The sequence below is a fragment of the Vibrio sp. Y176 genome (genome assembly GCF_033438945.1).
In genome coordinates, this window is the sequence record NZ_JAWOQS010000003.1 from 279,808 (window position 1) to 296,199 (window position 16,392).

The 16,392-nt window shown below is 43.0% G+C and carries 16 protein-coding genes; 5 read left to right on the top strand and 11 right to left on the bottom strand.

Annotation, left to right across the window (positions count from 1 at the left end):
* Window positions 1-127 precede the first annotated feature (127 nt).
* The 4 genes from R7O13_RS09625 to R7O13_RS09640 all read right to left on the bottom strand — a co-directional run bounded on the left by R7O13_RS09625 (window position 128) and on the right by R7O13_RS09640 (window position 5,540).
* Window positions 128-1,303: a hypothetical protein gene (locus tag R7O13_RS09625; RefSeq protein ID WP_318303705.1), complete on the bottom strand. Its 1,176-nt coding sequence runs from the start codon at window positions 1,301-1,303 to the stop codon at window positions 128-130.
* A 10-nt stretch (window positions 1,304-1,313) separates the two neighbouring features.
* On the bottom strand, window positions 1,314-2,105 hold the full coding sequence (locus tag R7O13_RS09630; RefSeq protein ID WP_169628419.1) for an outer membrane lipoprotein-sorting protein: 792 nt from the start codon (window positions 2,103-2,105) through the stop codon (window positions 1,314-1,316).
* Window positions 2,106-2,123: 18 nt separating this feature from the next.
* Complete coding sequence (locus tag R7O13_RS09635; RefSeq protein ID WP_318303707.1) at window positions 2,124-4,502, bottom strand: efflux RND transporter permease subunit; 2,379 nt, start codon at window positions 4,500-4,502, stop codon at window positions 2,124-2,126.
* 249 nt (window positions 4,503-4,751) lie between these two features.
* Window positions 4,752-5,540: a TetR/AcrR family transcriptional regulator gene (locus R7O13_RS09640; protein ID WP_005377913.1), complete on the bottom strand. Its 789-nt coding sequence runs from the start codon at window positions 5,538-5,540 to the stop codon at window positions 4,752-4,754.
* Window positions 5,541-5,810: 270 nt separating this feature from the next.
* Between R7O13_RS09640 and R7O13_RS09645 the strand changes: the two genes are divergently transcribed.
* Window positions 5,811-5,996: a hypothetical protein gene (locus R7O13_RS09645; RefSeq protein ID WP_005377915.1), complete on the top strand. Its 186-nt coding sequence runs from the start codon at window positions 5,811-5,813 to the stop codon at window positions 5,994-5,996.
* Here R7O13_RS09645 and R7O13_RS09650 read toward each other — a convergent pair.
* The 6 genes from R7O13_RS09650 to thrS form a co-directional block, all read right to left on the bottom strand.
* Window positions 5,989-6,798 carry a helix-turn-helix domain-containing protein gene (locus R7O13_RS09650; RefSeq protein WP_005385480.1) on the bottom strand — a complete coding sequence of 270 codons (810 nt, stop codon included), beginning with the start codon at window positions 6,796-6,798 and terminating at the stop codon, window positions 5,989-5,991. The two genes, R7O13_RS09645 and R7O13_RS09650, sit on opposite strands and share 8 nt — an antisense overlap.
* A 366-nt stretch (window positions 6,799-7,164) precedes the next feature.
* Window positions 7,165-7,482, bottom strand: a complete 318-nt coding sequence (locus R7O13_RS09655; RefSeq protein ID WP_033905144.1) for a heavy metal-binding domain-containing protein — start codon at window positions 7,480-7,482, stop codon at window positions 7,165-7,167.
* A 189-nt stretch (window positions 7,483-7,671) separates the two neighbouring features.
* A complete protein-coding gene (gene rplT / locus R7O13_RS09660; protein WP_004727974.1) occupies window positions 7,672-8,025 on the bottom strand; it encodes a 50S ribosomal protein L20 in 354 nt (117 codons plus the stop codon).
* Window positions 8,026-8,065: 40 nt separating this feature from the next.
* On the bottom strand, window positions 8,066-8,260 hold the full coding sequence (gene rpmI / locus R7O13_RS09665) for a 50S ribosomal protein L35 (RefSeq protein ID WP_005377932.1): 195 nt from the start codon (window positions 8,258-8,260) through the stop codon (window positions 8,066-8,068).
* 121 nt (window positions 8,261-8,381) lie between these two features.
* A complete protein-coding gene (infC, locus tag R7O13_RS09670; RefSeq protein WP_080276913.1) occupies window positions 8,382-8,933 on the bottom strand; it encodes a translation initiation factor IF-3 in 552 nt (183 codons plus the stop codon).
* A 3-nt stretch (window positions 8,934-8,936) separates the two neighbouring features.
* Complete coding sequence (gene thrS, locus R7O13_RS09675) at window positions 8,937-10,865, bottom strand: threonine--tRNA ligase (RefSeq protein WP_005395892.1); 1,929 nt, start codon at window positions 10,863-10,865, stop codon at window positions 8,937-8,939.
* A gap of 403 nt (window positions 10,866-11,268) precedes the next feature.
* Here thrS and R7O13_RS09680 point away from each other — a divergent pair, with 403 nt between their 5' ends.
* Window positions 11,269-12,246 carry a DUF3187 family protein gene (locus R7O13_RS09680; protein ID WP_005377942.1) on the top strand — a complete coding sequence of 326 codons (978 nt, stop codon included), beginning with the start codon at window positions 11,269-11,271 and terminating at the stop codon, window positions 12,244-12,246.
* A 6-nt stretch (window positions 12,247-12,252) separates the two neighbouring features.
* On the opposite strand, the gene R7O13_RS09685 is transcribed toward R7O13_RS09680, so the two are convergent.
* Window positions 12,253-12,996 carry a sporulation protein gene (locus R7O13_RS09685; RefSeq protein ID WP_005385491.1) on the bottom strand — a complete coding sequence of 248 codons (744 nt, stop codon included), beginning with the start codon at window positions 12,994-12,996 and terminating at the stop codon, window positions 12,253-12,255.
* Window positions 12,997-13,244: 248 nt separating this feature from the next.
* Between R7O13_RS09685 and hutC the strand changes: the two genes are divergently transcribed.
* From hutC to hutG, 3 genes are all read left to right on the top strand, one after another.
* Entirely contained in the window at window positions 13,245-13,952 is a 708-nt protein-coding gene (gene hutC, locus R7O13_RS09690; protein WP_005385493.1) for a histidine utilization repressor, read from the top strand.
* A gap of 129 nt (window positions 13,953-14,081) precedes the next feature.
* On the top strand, window positions 14,082-15,332 hold the full coding sequence (hutI, locus tag R7O13_RS09695; RefSeq protein ID WP_017634852.1) for an imidazolonepropionase: 1,251 nt from the start codon (window positions 14,082-14,084) through the stop codon (window positions 15,330-15,332).
* Between the two features lies 1 nt (window position 15,333).
* A complete protein-coding gene (hutG, locus tag R7O13_RS09700) occupies window positions 15,334-16,344 on the top strand; it encodes a formimidoylglutamase (protein ID WP_170897140.1) in 1,011 nt (336 codons plus the stop codon).
* Window positions 16,345-16,392 lie beyond the last annotated feature (48 nt).

A 16,392-nucleotide genomic window follows, 5' to 3' on the forward strand; every position in this document is an offset into this window, starting at 1 on the left:
TAGTAGCCAAACCGGGCACCAATGCCAAATTGAATTACGAAAAGAAGAGGTTATTGAATAAAAAGAGCACAAAAACGTCAAAAATGTCATCTTTAGTTAATCTGCCGTTTAGTTGTGCCCTTTTGTTTTAGAAATAGTATTGAATAGATAGCTCGATAAAATCGTCATCTCTAGCGAAGTAGAGCAAATCATTTGGTGTTTCATTTTTAAACAACCAAGCATCAATTTGCCACTTAACGTGATTCGATATTCGGCTCGATGCTTCTAACTTAGCATTGTAAACATCATCGTTATCTAAATCCTTCGTAATTCCCGTCAATACTTCCGTTCCGTCCTCATCATTGAGCGCCCAACGAATACCTGCAAACACATCATTTTGACCGATAGTTTGTGCGTTGTTCCCACGACTGTCATAGAGGTACTCACCAATAACTCCCACATCCCAAACCGTGTCAAATGCACCGACGAAGGTATACTCAAAACCCGTCACAAGACCGACATGATTATCAGCGCTATCTCGATAAACACTTTCTAGTTTCCATAACCAATCGCCAACGATTCCTTGCACATCCAGACCGACATGACTCATCAGAGCGTAGTAAGGCTTTAATTCTCCGTACTCAAAACGAAAGTAAGGATCCCGGTTTGTTCCATATAAATAGCTCAGGCCTACGTCCCAATCGCCAAGCATTTTCGAATATCGAAAAGCCACATCTACGTGCTTCTCTTCTCTGCTTGATTCATAGATAGCATCATCAGAGACAACGGGGTCGGTTCGCAAGCGGCCATCTGTACCCGCAAACGTTCGTTCCCTAAAGTAAGGTAACAACATTGCGTGGACGGTACCCCAGTCTTTGAAAGAGGTAAAATGTAACATCGGCTGACCGAGCTTATCTTCACCATCAACGGCTTCAATAGAGTCTGTTTGGTTTACGACATCAACTAAATGGGCTGATTCAGTCACTCCCCAAAAGACCTTACTAATCCCAACTCGAAGCTCATAATCATCCCAATAAGTCAGATAAAGTGCCTCTCGTATGTCGCCATGACTTCGCTCATCGTCTAGACCATCCAGACGATAGAAAGGTGTGAAAGTAAAGTTTGCATCACCATTTTGTATCTCCCAGTAAAATTCTGGCTGCAAAACCAATGACGCTTGCGCTTTGCTCTGACCCTGAGAGCCCGTTTTAAAAAACTGACGATGCTCAATATTGACTTGTCCTGCAAGCTCGACGGCAGTCAGAGGCATCGAGTAAAAAAAGGCTGCTGCACTAAGCAACAACCCAACATTTAATCGCTTCATTTTTCCTCCACTACCTCACTCGCTTCAACACATTCTTATGAAAGTCATTGTCTTGTAATCCAGTGTTAAAACGCATTTCGCTAGTCGTTAGCTCAGTACTTTTTCCTGTTTGATGATTTGTCATCGCCATAGTGTGCGCTCGCCAATATTGGTTGAGATATTGCTTGTAATCGGAAAAAGAAAGCGTTTTTAACAAAGAGCCTTTGCGGTCGTAAAACTCAACTTTAAGTGGACGATAATGCGCTTTATCTAACCATACCGTTTGCTTGGTATAACCTGAGTTCTTATCGGTCGGAATTTGCTCTACGACGAAAACATCTTGCCCGTTTATGCTGTCATCTTTTAGGTAGTTGAAACGGTATTTTTCAATCTCAAAGGAACTGAGATCCTCATACGCGAATTCACTGCCCATAAAAGGACCTGATTTGTTACGCGAGGAAATACGTTTCACACGTTTCAGTGCAGGAAGGTAAAGCCATTGGTCATCGGCACCCACCGTATGAGAATGGTTAAGAAACGCCGTGCCTTTTACATCTCTCGGTTCATCAAATATCGTGAGCCCTTTGTCACCATCACCATCAACTTCGAGTGATTGTAAGCGCATTAAACGTGTGCTGCTTTCTCCTTGCGCGTTTCGCAGAATCATTTGCATCGTAGCAACAGAATCCCCCCACCCTTCATCACGGGCTTTGCGCTCTTGAGCAATTTCTAGTCCTTTGGCTTTATCCGCCAACACCGCATGACTCATAATAAGCGAGACAGAAAGTACTGATACTTTTAAGGCATTTTTTACTAAATTCATGTTCAATCCTTTAATTCGTTATGACTGAGTAACAGTCTTGGTTTGAGAGTCAGTTGATTTAAGCCTATTTCGGCGGTCCACCTCGTCGTAAACGCCTTTGTCAAACAACATCAGTAGAGTTGGTAGGAAGATGAAATCCACAACAAGAGCAATAAAGATGACAATGGCACTCAGCTGTCCCATATCGGCATTTAAACGGAAGCTCGACATCGCCAGAACAGAGAAACCAGCAACAAGCACGACCGTCGTAATCCAAAGTGCGCGCCCCACGGTACGAAAGGCGTAGCGAACCGCTTGCTCCGCACTGTGGCCATCTTTACGAGCGTGTTGATATTTAGAAAGAAAGTGAACGGCGTCATCGACAACAACACCAAGCGTTAATGTCACAACGACAGACAATCCCAAGTTAATCTCGCCAGAAACCAGCGCCCAAATACCAAAACCAATAAGCGCAGGAGCAATATTCGGGACAAGACTAATTAAGCCAAGCTTGAACGAACGCAAGGCAAAGATCAGTAATGCAGAGATTAAGACAAGAGTAATGGGCAAGGTTGACAGCATGCTGGCCATATTCGTTTCACCAATATGCGCAAACATCAGTGAAGGACTAGACGCAACAACATCATATTGAGGCGCGTTTTCGTTAAACCATTGGTAAATGCGATTTTCCAAATCAACAAGCTCGACGCTGCCCAAGTTCTCCACGGTGAGAACCATCTTGATCGACGACTTATCTACATTGATTTGGTTGTTCAAATCTAAACCATACGGTAGTGACATTTCATAAAGCAGCAGATATTGAGCCGCTAATTCTCTGTCTTGAGGGAGCGAGTAATAAGCCTGATCATCTCCATGCATGTTCTTGTTTAGGCGCTTATAAACATCGCTCAAGGTCGCAACATGGTCCGTTTCTGGCTGCAACCTTAGCCAGTCAGTAAATTTACCCACGGAATTGAGAAAATTAGGATCGGCAATGCCCTGCGATTCGTTGGTTTTTATCGCGATACTGATGTTCGCCATGCCACTGATTCGCTCTTCCATAAAATCAGCCGCTCGGCGAAATTCATTGCTATGGCCAAAGTACTCGACGGATTCATCATTGACTTTGTTCAGTGGAATCAAGCTCGCACTCGCGACAATAACAAGCACCGACAACGGCAATAAAGCATGTCGCTTTGACACCACGAAATCTCCTAAATGATCCATAAAGTGCTTTATTTCATCAGAAGTATCCGACTTCACCGTAACCGGAAGGATATTAAGCAAGGCGGGAAGTAACGTGATGGAAAGGAAACAAGCAACCATGACGCCAAGGGCTGATAGGTTGCCGAAATCTCTCAGGATTGGAGAATCCGACATATTCATCATTAAAAAGCCGATCGCGGTGGTAATGGAGGTAATCAAGATAGGCATGAAATTGAGCGCAATACTTCGCTCAATAGAGTGGGCTTTACTAAAGCCGTTTTGCATAGACTGACGCATTGTCGCGATGATGTGTACACAGTCTGCGACGGCAAGCGTCATCACCAAGGTAGGCACATTAACGGTCGCCGTGCTTAAGAACATACCAGCCCATCCTGACAAGCCCATTGTAACCATAACCGAGCCGATAATAACGATGAGCGTCGCGATGACGCTAAGCAATGAGCGCAACATGATGGTCAAAAACACCAATATCACTAGTAACATAGTAGGCACTAATGTTGCGCTATCATCTTGGGCTGCGGTCATAAACGCGTAGTTCATTGCAATAATACCAGCCTTGTGGAATTCCGTGTCTGGGTACACTTGCTGATAACGCTCAATCATTCCGTTTATGTAAGCAACCACCTCTTGTACTTCAGCAGTTTTATCTATTTCAGGGAGTTGGACCGTAATGTTTACGACCGTGACATCTCCTTTTTCAGAAATCAGTGAACTTTTCAAAACCGGCTCACTCAACGCAATACTTTTGACTTTCTCTATTCGTTGAGGTGTCAATTCATATTCGCTATACAGTAAATCTTCGACAAGAAGATCATCTTCAAACGCTTCGGTATGCTGGTAGTTGGCGAGGGAATCAACGCGGGTCGAGTATGGAACTTGCCACGCCTCGTCAGTGATCTGCTGAATAAGAGATAATGTGCTAGGAGTAAAAACAGTGCCGCTCTTTGGCGCTATAACCAAAGCAAGACTGTCAGATTTTGCAAAGGTGGTTTGAATTTCATCAAACGCAAGTAACTGCTCATTTGTTCCATCAAAGAAGATGTCGTAATCTCCTCTAAAGTAAAGATTTGTTCCTCCAATAGTTGCTATGACAATCAATAAAACGGTAGCAAGTATCACCAATACACTGTAATTCGTTGGTAGCTTACCCCACCCTGAACGGGCGTATTGTTGAACGTTGTGATGTGGCATCACACTCTCCTTTTGTGACGTTTCGTCAAATTTAAAAACTAAAAAAACAGCAAATGCTGTAAATAACCAGACAAACTCGACATGCAAACTTTAGATCGAATGAATTTGGCTACATAAGTTAGTTTTTAGTAACTTCCTGTGCTTCTCGTGATCATTGGCTGAACACCAACCTTCGAGATTTAATGACGATTCGTCACAATAGTGCGATAAAAAAGCCAACCATAACGTCAGATTGGCCTTTCCAGTTTATTAGCGATTCACTGACTCTAAATAAGCAAGCTCTTCACTAAATAACTCCTGCTCCACTCGACGCCAGGTTTTACGGTAGTCCCATTCTGTAGATAAAGGCGACCAACCTAAACCATCAAGTAACATATTCGCGTTGTGCAGTACTGAGAATGGGTCTTGAATTCGCTGAATACATCGACTGTTCGATGCATTTTGCGCCAAAGCGTTTGAACCGAATGCAATAGACCAGTTGGCGAATACAATAGCATCAGAACCAATTGCGGGAGAAAACTTAAGATCACCACATTCTACCGCATTGTTCACTAGCGCATCAGCACCATCTATTACTTGTTCTTCCAAGTTATTCAGTTCATTCACACGTTTAGGCGAAGCCTTCTCTAGAACCCAAGGCGTCTTTGCAACAATCGCACAGGTTGATAGTACTGGCTCCATACGAGCGTAAATACGATAACCTACATGCATCGCAATGATTTTTTCTCTGGTATTGCCATTAAATTTGGCGGTACGTTCGAAAAATATTGCTTCGCTTTTCAGCGAATGAATACAAAGCGCAAGAATCACATCTTCTTTGCTGCAAAAATGATTGTAGATCGTCCCTTTAGAATAAGGGCTTGACGCTGTAAGCTTGTCCATCGTTAAGTTGGCAAAGCCTTGCTCTTGAACTAAAGACTTAGCCAATTGAATAAGCTCTATCTCACGATCAGCAATCGCCTGTTGCTTTTTTGTTAGCCCTGAAGACACACGACATCCGTCTTGCTTGCTATATTTTTTACAGCGAAAGTTAAACATAATCCTTTGATCCGTATACCAACACACTCCCAATAATTGTAACACGATTCTTTAATACAGGAACGCAACTAAAGTTGACGAACCGTCATAAATGACACTTCGTCATAATAGATCAAAAAACAAACATTTCAAGTATGAATTTATAATTAGAAGATAAATAGCTACCAATTATGCATACCCAAGTAGCTACAGGATGCTTGGTTCAACGAGAATGGTTTCTTTGTAGAGGAAGCGAGAGAGGCTTTGGGAGGAACAACGAAGGAAATCAGCATGTTAAAAATAACGAAAGTAGATGCTGAACAGGTATTATTCGAAATAAGCCCAAAACACTTTAAGTCTGAATTAAGAGCAAACACCGCTGAATGCCCTACTTACAAAGTATTTGCTGTCTTAGGCTTTTTCTTTTGCAACGCCCTTTCAGAAACTCTCTTCAAAAAAGGCTCAAAATCTATATAGATAGGCTTGGCTTATCACCTGCAGCTGCGATGGCATAACGAATATCATCAATAAATCGCCCCTCTGTCTCAATAATGCCGTCAGAGAATGTGACTGGCTGATGTGGCCCAGCAAGTAGAACAATATTAGTAAAATCAGAGACATTAAAGTTCTCTGCTACAACATTTTTGGAATGAAAATCGATGACGGTCTTTGCGACTTGATCTTCCAGTAACAAAAGCTGTTCTTCGGTAATTTTCATACGCGCCAAAGCAACGCGAACACACTTATCGTGGGTAGTCGTCTGCTCTTTTATGATTTCTGTATATTTGTCGTTGAGCTTGGAGTTCTCTGCATAGCTATAATATAAAGGCCCGTGCAGCGTTATATTTTTATCTTCATCAACGTAAACGAGATCCAACAACTCTAATGCTTTTAAGTAATCAGACATGCTCTGCTCAGACAAGTCATACTTTTTCTTTAAAATAGAATAACCGTCTTTACCTCGAAGCATTCTCAATTCACGATAAAAGTCGTAAAGGTGAGGGAATTGAAAGAATACCTCATCCTGCGTACGACTAAAGTAATCCTCGTCTTCACCTTGCAATTGATTTGCGAGCTTTTGTAGTTCATCTAACGTGCAATCAACCGCTCTACAATATTCCAGCAACTTATCTAAAGCGAGATTCGTGCTTGTAAGATGTCTCTTAAAGGTAGATAGTGGCATACCCATTTTCTCAGATAGCTCTCGATATGTTAGCCCTTTTGTTTTAATCGCTTGGCGTAATGCGGCTAGCAAGTATTCGGGAGTCAGATCTCTCATCTACAATTCCTTTTGGCAATGTTACAGCTGTATAGTATTTGTAACAATTTAGAACCGCTTGGCAAGGTATAAGTTCATATTTTTATAAGAAAAACATGAATTAATATACTGAAAGTAGAATTCACACAACAAATGAAAAATTCAATATGAATTCAATTTCATTATAGATATAAAATAATATGCAAAATAAAAGTAAAGCAATCACTCTAAATTATCGTGATTAATTTTAATAGTAACGTAAAGTTGAGAATATAAATCTATTCGCTCTGCAAAAATCTAGAATAATTAACCTAAAAGGAACAGAACGGTAAATGCATAATAATTCACCACTCTCTATTAGCATTTTTGCAATGCTATTCAAGTAGACTAGTCCGCTAGTTTCACTGCAGTACCAAATGCCAAAATTTCCGAAGAACCATCTACGATTGAGCTTGTGGTAAATCGAATCCCTACAATTGCATCGGCACCTTTAGATTCAGCGTCCGCCACCATGCGCTGTATAGCAATATCACGCGCGTCGGTCATCATTTCCGTGTAACCACGAATTTCGCCGCCAACAATGCTCTTGATACCCGCCATGAGGTCACGGCCAATATGCTTTGATTGAACAACATTACCAGTTACAACCCCTCTGATTTCAGAGATCTGCTGGCCAGGAATGCTTTCGGTCGTTGTGTAGATCATTTTTAATCCCTTATAAACGTAAAAATTTATACCCAAGCTACCTTATAACTAACATAAGATGCTAACCAATAAATTGAGAAGACTGATAAACAATACTCTAAATAGCCAAGCTAAAAGTCATTTGGGTATAAATTTTAGCAATAAAAAAGGAGAGCTAATGCTCTCCTTCTCTTAATCCTAAACTGCTAATTAAAGAGCAGCTTTCGCTTTTTCAACTAGAACTGCAAATGCAGCTTTGTCGAATACTGCGATGTCCGCAAGGATCTTACGGTCGATCTCGATAGATGCTTTCTTAAGACCGTTGATGAAACGGCTGTAAGATAGACCATTTTGACGAGATGCCGCATTGATACGTGCAATCCATAGTTGACGGAATTGACGTTTCTTAGCGCGACGGTCACGGTAAGCGTATTGACCAGCTTTAGTAACTGCTTGGAAAGCTACGCGGTAAACGCGTGAACGCGCACCGTAGTAACCTTTAGCTTGTTTTAGAACTTTCTTATGACGTGCACGAGCTTGTACACCACGTTTTACGCGAGGCATTATGCTTCTCCTAAACTAAACGATTGATAACTAAAAAGAATTAAGCGTATGGCAACATACGGATTACTGCAGCCACTTCACATTTTGGAAGGATTGCATTTGGACGTAGTTGACGCTTGTTCTTAGTAGTACGCTTAGTCAGGATGTGACGTTTTGTAGCGTGCTTGTACTTAATACCACCAGCAGTTTTCTTAAAACGCTTAGCAGCACCTTTGTTGGTTTTCATCTTAGGCATGATGAATAACTCCGCATTGAGTAGGTTTAATAAACAACGTAATTAGGGCGAACAAAACCCAGCCGTTATGCCTTTATCGAAAGGAAAGCGGCTAGGTTTTAATTACTTGATGAGCCGTTAATTACTTCTTTTTAGGGGCTAGCACCATGATCATCTGGCGACCTTCAATCTTCTTAGGGAAAGATTCAACTACAGCAATTTCTGCAGTATCTTCCTTAAGACGATTTAGAACGTCAACACCGATGTCTTGGTGTGCCATCTCTCGGCCACGGAAGCGAATTGTTACTTTCACTTTGTTGCCTTCTTCAAGGAAACGCGTCAGGTTGCGTAGTTTTACCTGATAGTCTCCAATATCAGTTCCAGGACGGAATTTTACTTCCTTGATCTGGACCTGCTTTTGCTTCTTCTTCTGCTCTTTAGCAGTTTTGCTCTTCTCGAAGAGGAACTTACCATAGTCCATCACACGACAAACAGGTGGCTCGGCGTTAGGACTGATCTCAACGAGATCCATACCAGCTTCTTCAGCAGCTGCAATGGCTTCTTGAATCGATACAACACCAACTGATTCACCGTCAGCGCCTGTTAGTCGAACTTCACGAATACCACGAATTTCACCGTTGATACGGTGCGGGTTTTGTTTTACCGGCTGTTGGCCACGTCTTCCGCCTTTAATAGCTTATTCCTCCAGATTGAGCTTACGGCTAGAGATCTCGTCTTGGATGTATGCAATAAAATCATCCACTTTAAATTTACCAAGATCTTTACCTTTACGAGTACGCACTGCAATTTCGCCAGCTTCCATTTCTTGGTCACCAACAACAAGCATATACGGTACACGCTTCAAAGTATGTTCGCGGATTTTAAAGCCAATCTTCTCATTTCTCAAGTCCGCTTTAGCTCTAATTCCACTTTTTTGTAGTTTTTGTACTATTTCTTGAACATAACCTGACTGTTTATCAGTAATGTTCATAAGAACTGCTTGTTCTGGCGCCAACCAAGTTGGGAAGAAACCAGCATATTCTTCGATAAGGATACCGATGAAGCGCTCTAGTGAACCTAGAATCGCACGGTGAATCATTACCGGTACAAGACGTTCATTGTTTTCACCTACATAAGTTGCACCTAAGCGACCTGGTAGGTTGAAGTCTAGCTGGACAGTACCACACTGCCACGCACGGTCTAGACAATCGTATAGTGTGAATTCAATCTTAGGACCGTAGAACGCACCCTCGCCTTCTTGAATTTCGTATGGGATATCCATCGATTCAAGAGACTGCTTCAATGCTTCTTCAGATTGATCCCAGATTTCATCTGAACCTACACGTTTCTCTGGACGAGTAGACAGTTTCACTACGATGTTGTCGAAACCAAATGTTTGGTACGTATCGTACACCATCTTGATACAGTTTGTTACTTCTTCTTGAATTTGGCTCTCAGTACAGAAAATGTGAGCGTCATCCTGAGTAAAGCCACGTACACGCATAATACCGTGTAGTGCACCAGATGGTTCGTTACGGTGACATGAGCCAAACTCAGCCATACGTAGCGGTAGGTCGCGGTACGATTTTAGACCTTGGTTGAAGATCTGTACGTGACCTGGACAGTTCATTGGCTTAATCGCGTATTCACGGTTCTCAGAAGAAGTTGTGAACATTGCATCAGCGTATTTGTCCCAGTGCCCAGAGCGTTCCCAAAGAACACGGTCCATCATAAGTGGACCTTTCACTTCTTGGTAACCGTACTCATCTAGCTTAGCGCGGATGAATACTTCTAGATCACGGAAGATAGACCAACCATTGTGATGCCAGAACACCATACCCGGTGCTTCTTGCTGCATGTGGAATAGGTCTAGTTGCTTACCAATCTTACGGTGATCACGCTTCGCCGCTTCTTCTAGGCGAGTTAGGTGCGCTTTCAGTGCTTTCTTGTCGTGGAAAGCCGTACCGTAGATACGTTGAAGCATTTTGTTGTCGCTGTTACCACGCCAGTAAGCACCTGCAACATTCAGCAAAGTGAAGTGTTGACAGAAGCTCATGTTAGGAACGTGAGGACCACGACACATGTCGATGTATTCTTCATGGTGGTAAAGGCCTGGACGATCATCACGAGATACGTTTTCGTCTAGGATTTCCACTTTGTATGGTTCGCCACGTGATTCAAACGTATCACGCGCTTCCTGCCAGCTTACTTTTTTCTTAACCACTTCGTACTTGGTTTTCGCTAGCTCTTTCATACGCTTTTCAATCTTTTCAAGATCTTCTTGCGTTAGAGATTCGTCTAAGTCGATATCGTAGTAGAAGCCATTGTCGATGGTTGGACCGATCGCCATTTTAGCTTGAGGGTAAAGCTGCTTAAGAGCGTGACCAAGAAGGTGAGCACAAGAGTGACGAACGATTTCTAGACCGTCTACTTCATCTTTAACTGTGATGATTTCAAGGCTTGCGTCTTCTTCAATTAGATCACACGCATCAACGCGGTTACCGTTTACACGACCAGCGATAGTTGCTTTTGCAAGACCAGGACCGATCGATTGCGCAACTTCCATAGTAGAAACGGGGTTGTCAAATTGACGCTGACTGCCGTCAGGAAGAGTAATAATAGGCATGCTATGTCCTTTACAGTGGTGTTGCACACCAAGCAACACATGTTATTCAAATTAGAAGCTATTTGTTGAAAATAGTTGAGAGTCAATAAAGGCCTCTCGGTAACACGAATACCGGACCGTTATCGAAAATGGGATTGTACCTAGCTCACATTTAGAATGCAAAGCGCGATTTTGTTTTGTCATAAGAACTTAACCGCAGACCCGTCACGACAATCTGATCATGCTTTTTTAAGAGACCGCATAGCTGATGAATGGAATTGCCCCTCAATGAACTTACACAACAAATTACAATATCCCCTATTACGTGTGAACCGATACAAAGCCTAACACGCTGGGCGAGAGCTCAACGTACGATTTAGGTATATAGTTGTTTTATAGAGTAGTTTGTATGTAGGTATTCATCATGGTCTATTTCAAATCGCGCTTTATGGTGCTTCTAAGCACCTCGATATGTTCTTTGCAAGCCTTCGCATCAAATGACTTATATGGCCCGCTGCGTTCTTACGCACAATCCCCAATGCAAGTGGTTAGTCACACCAACATACTACGTTCAGGACACAGTCTGCCCTCTGGTTTTGTCGAAGCCTATGGTTCGGGAACCGTGGCAAGTGTTTGGGCTCATACTGATGAATACGCACTGGATTATTACCACAATCAAATCGAATTAGGCAGCAAATGGCAAGTCAGCAACCGTTGGCAGTGGGAGCTCAACTATCGATGGGTCTTTGCCGCTGACAACCATTTAGATGGACTGACGAAAAGCTTCCATAAACTTTTCGGTATCGGACAAAATGGGCGGGATAAAGTAGACAGAGATCGTTTTTACATTTCAATGCCGCAATATGATGTGCTTGAAGATGATTTCGAAGGACAAACACTGGCCAATAACCTATCTACTTACTTACAGTATCAAGTGTTCCAAAATGAACATCACGGCCTATCGATTGGCGGCAGTTTGTATTTTAACGATGTGGCTCACGGCACTTTTCAAGGCAGCAGTTTCGAGCAAGGCTTCCAATTAAACTACAGCTACTTAAGTGATGCTCATGCATTTTATTCGATGATTGGCATGACTTTTCGTTCGGATGACCGTGCCTTGCTCGATCTGCCTTATCGACATAATACGATTGCCATTGCAGGTGGGTACCGTTATGCCTTAGAAGATAACCATCACCTGATGTTGGAATATCATTGGTATCAAGGCTCAACAGAAGGACCCACAGAGTTTGCTGATGCCTCTAATGAACTGGTATTGGGCTATCGATATCTAATGGAAAATTCAGCGCTTGAGTTTTTAGCCGTAGAGAACGCAAGAAACATGGATAACAGTACCGATATCGCTTTCACAATAGGATATCGGTACATATTTTCATCAAGTTGATGAGAGCTATAGATTTAGCGTTGGTGCAACTGCGGCTGCGACTTGAGCATCGGTTGCATTGATCGGCAACGTAAACGAGCGATATTGGTCACCAGCCAAACTGAGCGAACGGTCAATCTCTGCCAAACAATGCATGACCTGTCCTTCCAGAATAAAAGAAAGCTCAATTTCTTTTGATGAGATAAAGCCGTTGTTACGGAACTCTAGCTCTTGATAAATACCAGAGCGAGAGGCAAACGAGCCACCGCGCAAAAAGCCTTTTTCAACATCGGCTTTAACCATAGTGAAGCCAGCTTGCTCGATCGCTTGAATAACCCGAGATGCTACTGGTAGTGGTTTCACTTCAATATAGTCACGGTCACGCGGGTCAATCGCAAAATCAATATCTAACGTCGTCTCGACCCAAACATGACATTGATTCTTAAGTGCGCTAACCGCAGTAATTGGCGTTTCATCATGCAGTTTTAGCTCAAACGGAACCTGCTTTTCTTCATTAGGTTGAATCACAAAAGGGTCAACTGCTTTCAATTGATCAATAGTGAAGGTTTGGTAACTTACGCTATCATCCACTTCGACTTTCATTTCCGTGTTCAATTTAATCGTAATAGCATCAATTTGTTGTTCGACGTCTCCGCCTTTGATATGAACATGCCCTTTCAGCGTCGCTCCTTGAAACACGCTCATTTCGTCCAAAATGGTATCTACTTTTGCAGACCCGATCCCCAGTGATGCTTTCAATTTTTTAAACATACTTTTCCTTTTTTAGCGATTTTTCTTCTAATAATCGTTTGTTTACACAATTGTTTTCTGCTGTGCAAGCAATAGACCACAAGAAAATGTTTGAATTCAATCATCAATCCAAATAATGCTCAGCAGCAAGAGTCATTCAGCTCTTCAATAGGATTGCTCGGTCACTAAGCGGTACATTCGTCGAGAAATGTTTGCAATTTGTACCTAAATTAAGCAGTATTTGTATAGTCAAATAAAGGGAGATCATTATGTCTGCACCACTCTACATTCAAATTAAACAATTTATCCTGGATAAAATTGATGCTGGAGAGTGGGTAGTTGGTCATCGCATCGCCACCGAGATTGAGCTTACCGAGCAATTTGGTGTCAGTAGAATGACAGTGAACAAAGCAATTCGGGATTTAGTAAATGAGGGCCGATTACAACGTCGCCCACGCTTAGGCACGTTCGTGTGTGATCCTGGTGAAAAGTCAGAATCTCCCCTGCTAGACATTCGAAACATTGCCGAAGAAGTCAGCGATAGAGGGCGAAAGTATGGCAGTAAAGTGCTCAAACAGATTGCCATAAAAGCAGATGACAACATTGCGACAAAACTCGGCGTTATGTTAGGCACGACAGTGTTTTACAGTGAAATTATTCACTATGAAGACCAAACGCCGATTCAATTGGAGCTCCGCTGGGTGAATAGCCAATATGCCCCGAGTTATTTAAATCAAGACTTCACACAAATCACTCCAAATCAATACCTGTCAGATAATTGCCCACTCAGCGCGATAGAACATACTGTAGAGGCAATTGTGCCTGAAAGCCGTATTAAGCAAGACTTAAAAATGCAAGCCAATGAACCTTGCCTTCTCTTGAATCGCAGAACGTGGAGCCAAGATAAGTTAGTCAGTACCGCCCTACTTTATCACCCTGGTAACAAATATAAGCTGAGTTCAAAAGTGCTCATTTAAGGACAAGATTTGTCCTCTAGATCTACGTTTTGATCACATTTTAGCAACATCAATCTTGTCAGTGTTCTTATTTTGCTCTATTTATTTGTATATACATTTAATGATACAAATAAACACAGGGACACAAACATGGATTTGCTGATTGAAAACGCACGTCTAGTTACCATGCAATCGGGAGAGTGCGGATACCTTCCAACGCCTCCAGCGCGCATTGGTATTCAATCTGGAAAAATCGTTGCGATCAGTACCTGTGCCATTGGTGAAGACGCACCGCAAACCGAGTCTCTGTTGTCTGCCCAACATTACCCTCAGAGTATCGATCTTCAAGGCCAGTTAGTTCTGCCGGGCCTGATCGACTGTCACACTCATCTTATTTACGCGGGCAATCGTGCCAACGAATTTGAAATGCGCTTAAACGGCGTGCCATATCAAGAAATTTCCAAACAAGGCGGCGGGATTCTCTCAACGGTGCATGCGACACGCTCTGCAACCGAAGCACAACTAGTTGAGTTAGCGTTACCACGTTTAGATGGGTTACTCGCGAGTGGCGTCACTTCTGTCGAGGTGAAATCTGGCTATGGATTGACACTGAATGATGAAATAAAAATGCTCCGTGCCGCCAAAATGCTGGAGCAAGAGCGCAAAGTTAAAATCACGACTACACTTCTCGCCGCTCACGCCATTCCGCCAGAGTTCCAAGGTCGTGCAGATGATTATATTGAGCACATTTGTCAGGACATAATCCCTGTTGTCGCAAAGGAAGAATTAGCTACGAGTGTCGATGTTTTTTGTGAATCGATTGGTTTCAATCTTGAACAAACAGAAAAAGTGTTTGTAGCTGCAAAACGCCACGGCTTAAAGGTTAAAGGGCATACTGAGCAACTTTCTAATCTCGGTGGTACAGCCCTCACTGCGCAATACAACGGTCTGTCAGCGGATCACATCGAGTTTTTAGATGAGCAAGGTGTTAAAGCACTTGCTCGATCAAACACCGTCGCCACTCTATTGCCTGGCGCTTTTTATTTTCTAAGAGAAACTCAGTTACCACCGATTGAGTTGTTGAGAGAGCATAACGTGCCGATGGCAATTGCTACGGACGTCAACCCAGGTACATCACCATTTTCTGATCTCACACTCATGCTGAATATGGCGTGCACGCTATTTCGCCTTACACCGCAAGAAGCACTGCGTGGTGTAACGCAACATGCAGCCAAAGCTCTGGGTTATCAAAACTCACGTGGCGAAATCAAAGTAGGGTTTGATGCGGACTTCTCTATATGGGATATCGAAAGCCCTGCGGATTTAAGCTATCAAGTCGGAGCAAAACGTCTGGTAGGTCGTATAGTAAATGGTGAATACATTTCACACGGAGGCCAATAATATGTCTCAATTCGACCTACATTCTCCCCTATTTCATTGGCAAGGCCGTCATGATGCCGAGGACGGCAAGCTTGGTCAGCGAATTCATCACGTTGTTCAACGCCAAAAAGCAGATGAGTTGAGTGCCGTTGCGCATGGCGTCTCATTACTCGGTTTTGCTACCGACGCTGGCGTTGCGAGAAACAAAGGACGCATTGGCGCGAAAAAAGCGCCAGACTTAATCCGACGAGCACTCGCTAATTTAGCATGGCACCAAGACGCCCCACTATATGACTTAGGTACTGTGGTGTGTGAAGACGACTTACTGGAAGAGAGCCAAGCTCTATGTGCAGCAACCATTTCAAGCGCACTGCCCCATACGCCAGTCATCGTGCTGGGTGGTGGGCATGAGATTGCGTGGGCCTCGTTTTCCGGCTTAGCGGAATATTTTAAAGCGCACCATCCAGAGAAGAAGCCTAAAATCGGCATTATCAATTTCGATGCGCATTTCGATTTGCGCGCATTCGAGAGTAACCTCGCCGACATAAGACCGAGCTCTGGTACACCCTTCAACCAAATTCATCATTTTTGTCAACGTAACGATTGGGACTTTCATTACGCTTGTATTGGTGTAAGCCGCAGTAGCAACACTAAAGCGCTATTTGAAAAAGCAGATGCGTTAAATGTTTGGTATGTAGAGGACAATCAGCTCTGCTACTTAAACCACAGTTATCACTTAACTCAGCTTCAGCATTTTATTGACGACTGTGACCACCTCTATTTGACCATTGATCTGGATGTATTTCCTGCCGCAACCGCACCTGGAGTCAGCGCACCAGCAGCTCGGGGAGTGAGTTACGACACAATTGCCCCCTTTTTAGATCGAATTCTTCATTACAAAAATAAGTTAATGCTGGCTGATATCGCCGAATACAACCCAAATTATGACGTCGATAGTCAAACAGCACGATTAGCTGCCCGTTTGTGTTGGGATATCGCCAACGCAATGGCGGAAAAACAGCACAAACCATAATGCATCCCAGATGCCACTGATTATTACGACCAAGCAAGTACTTGGTCA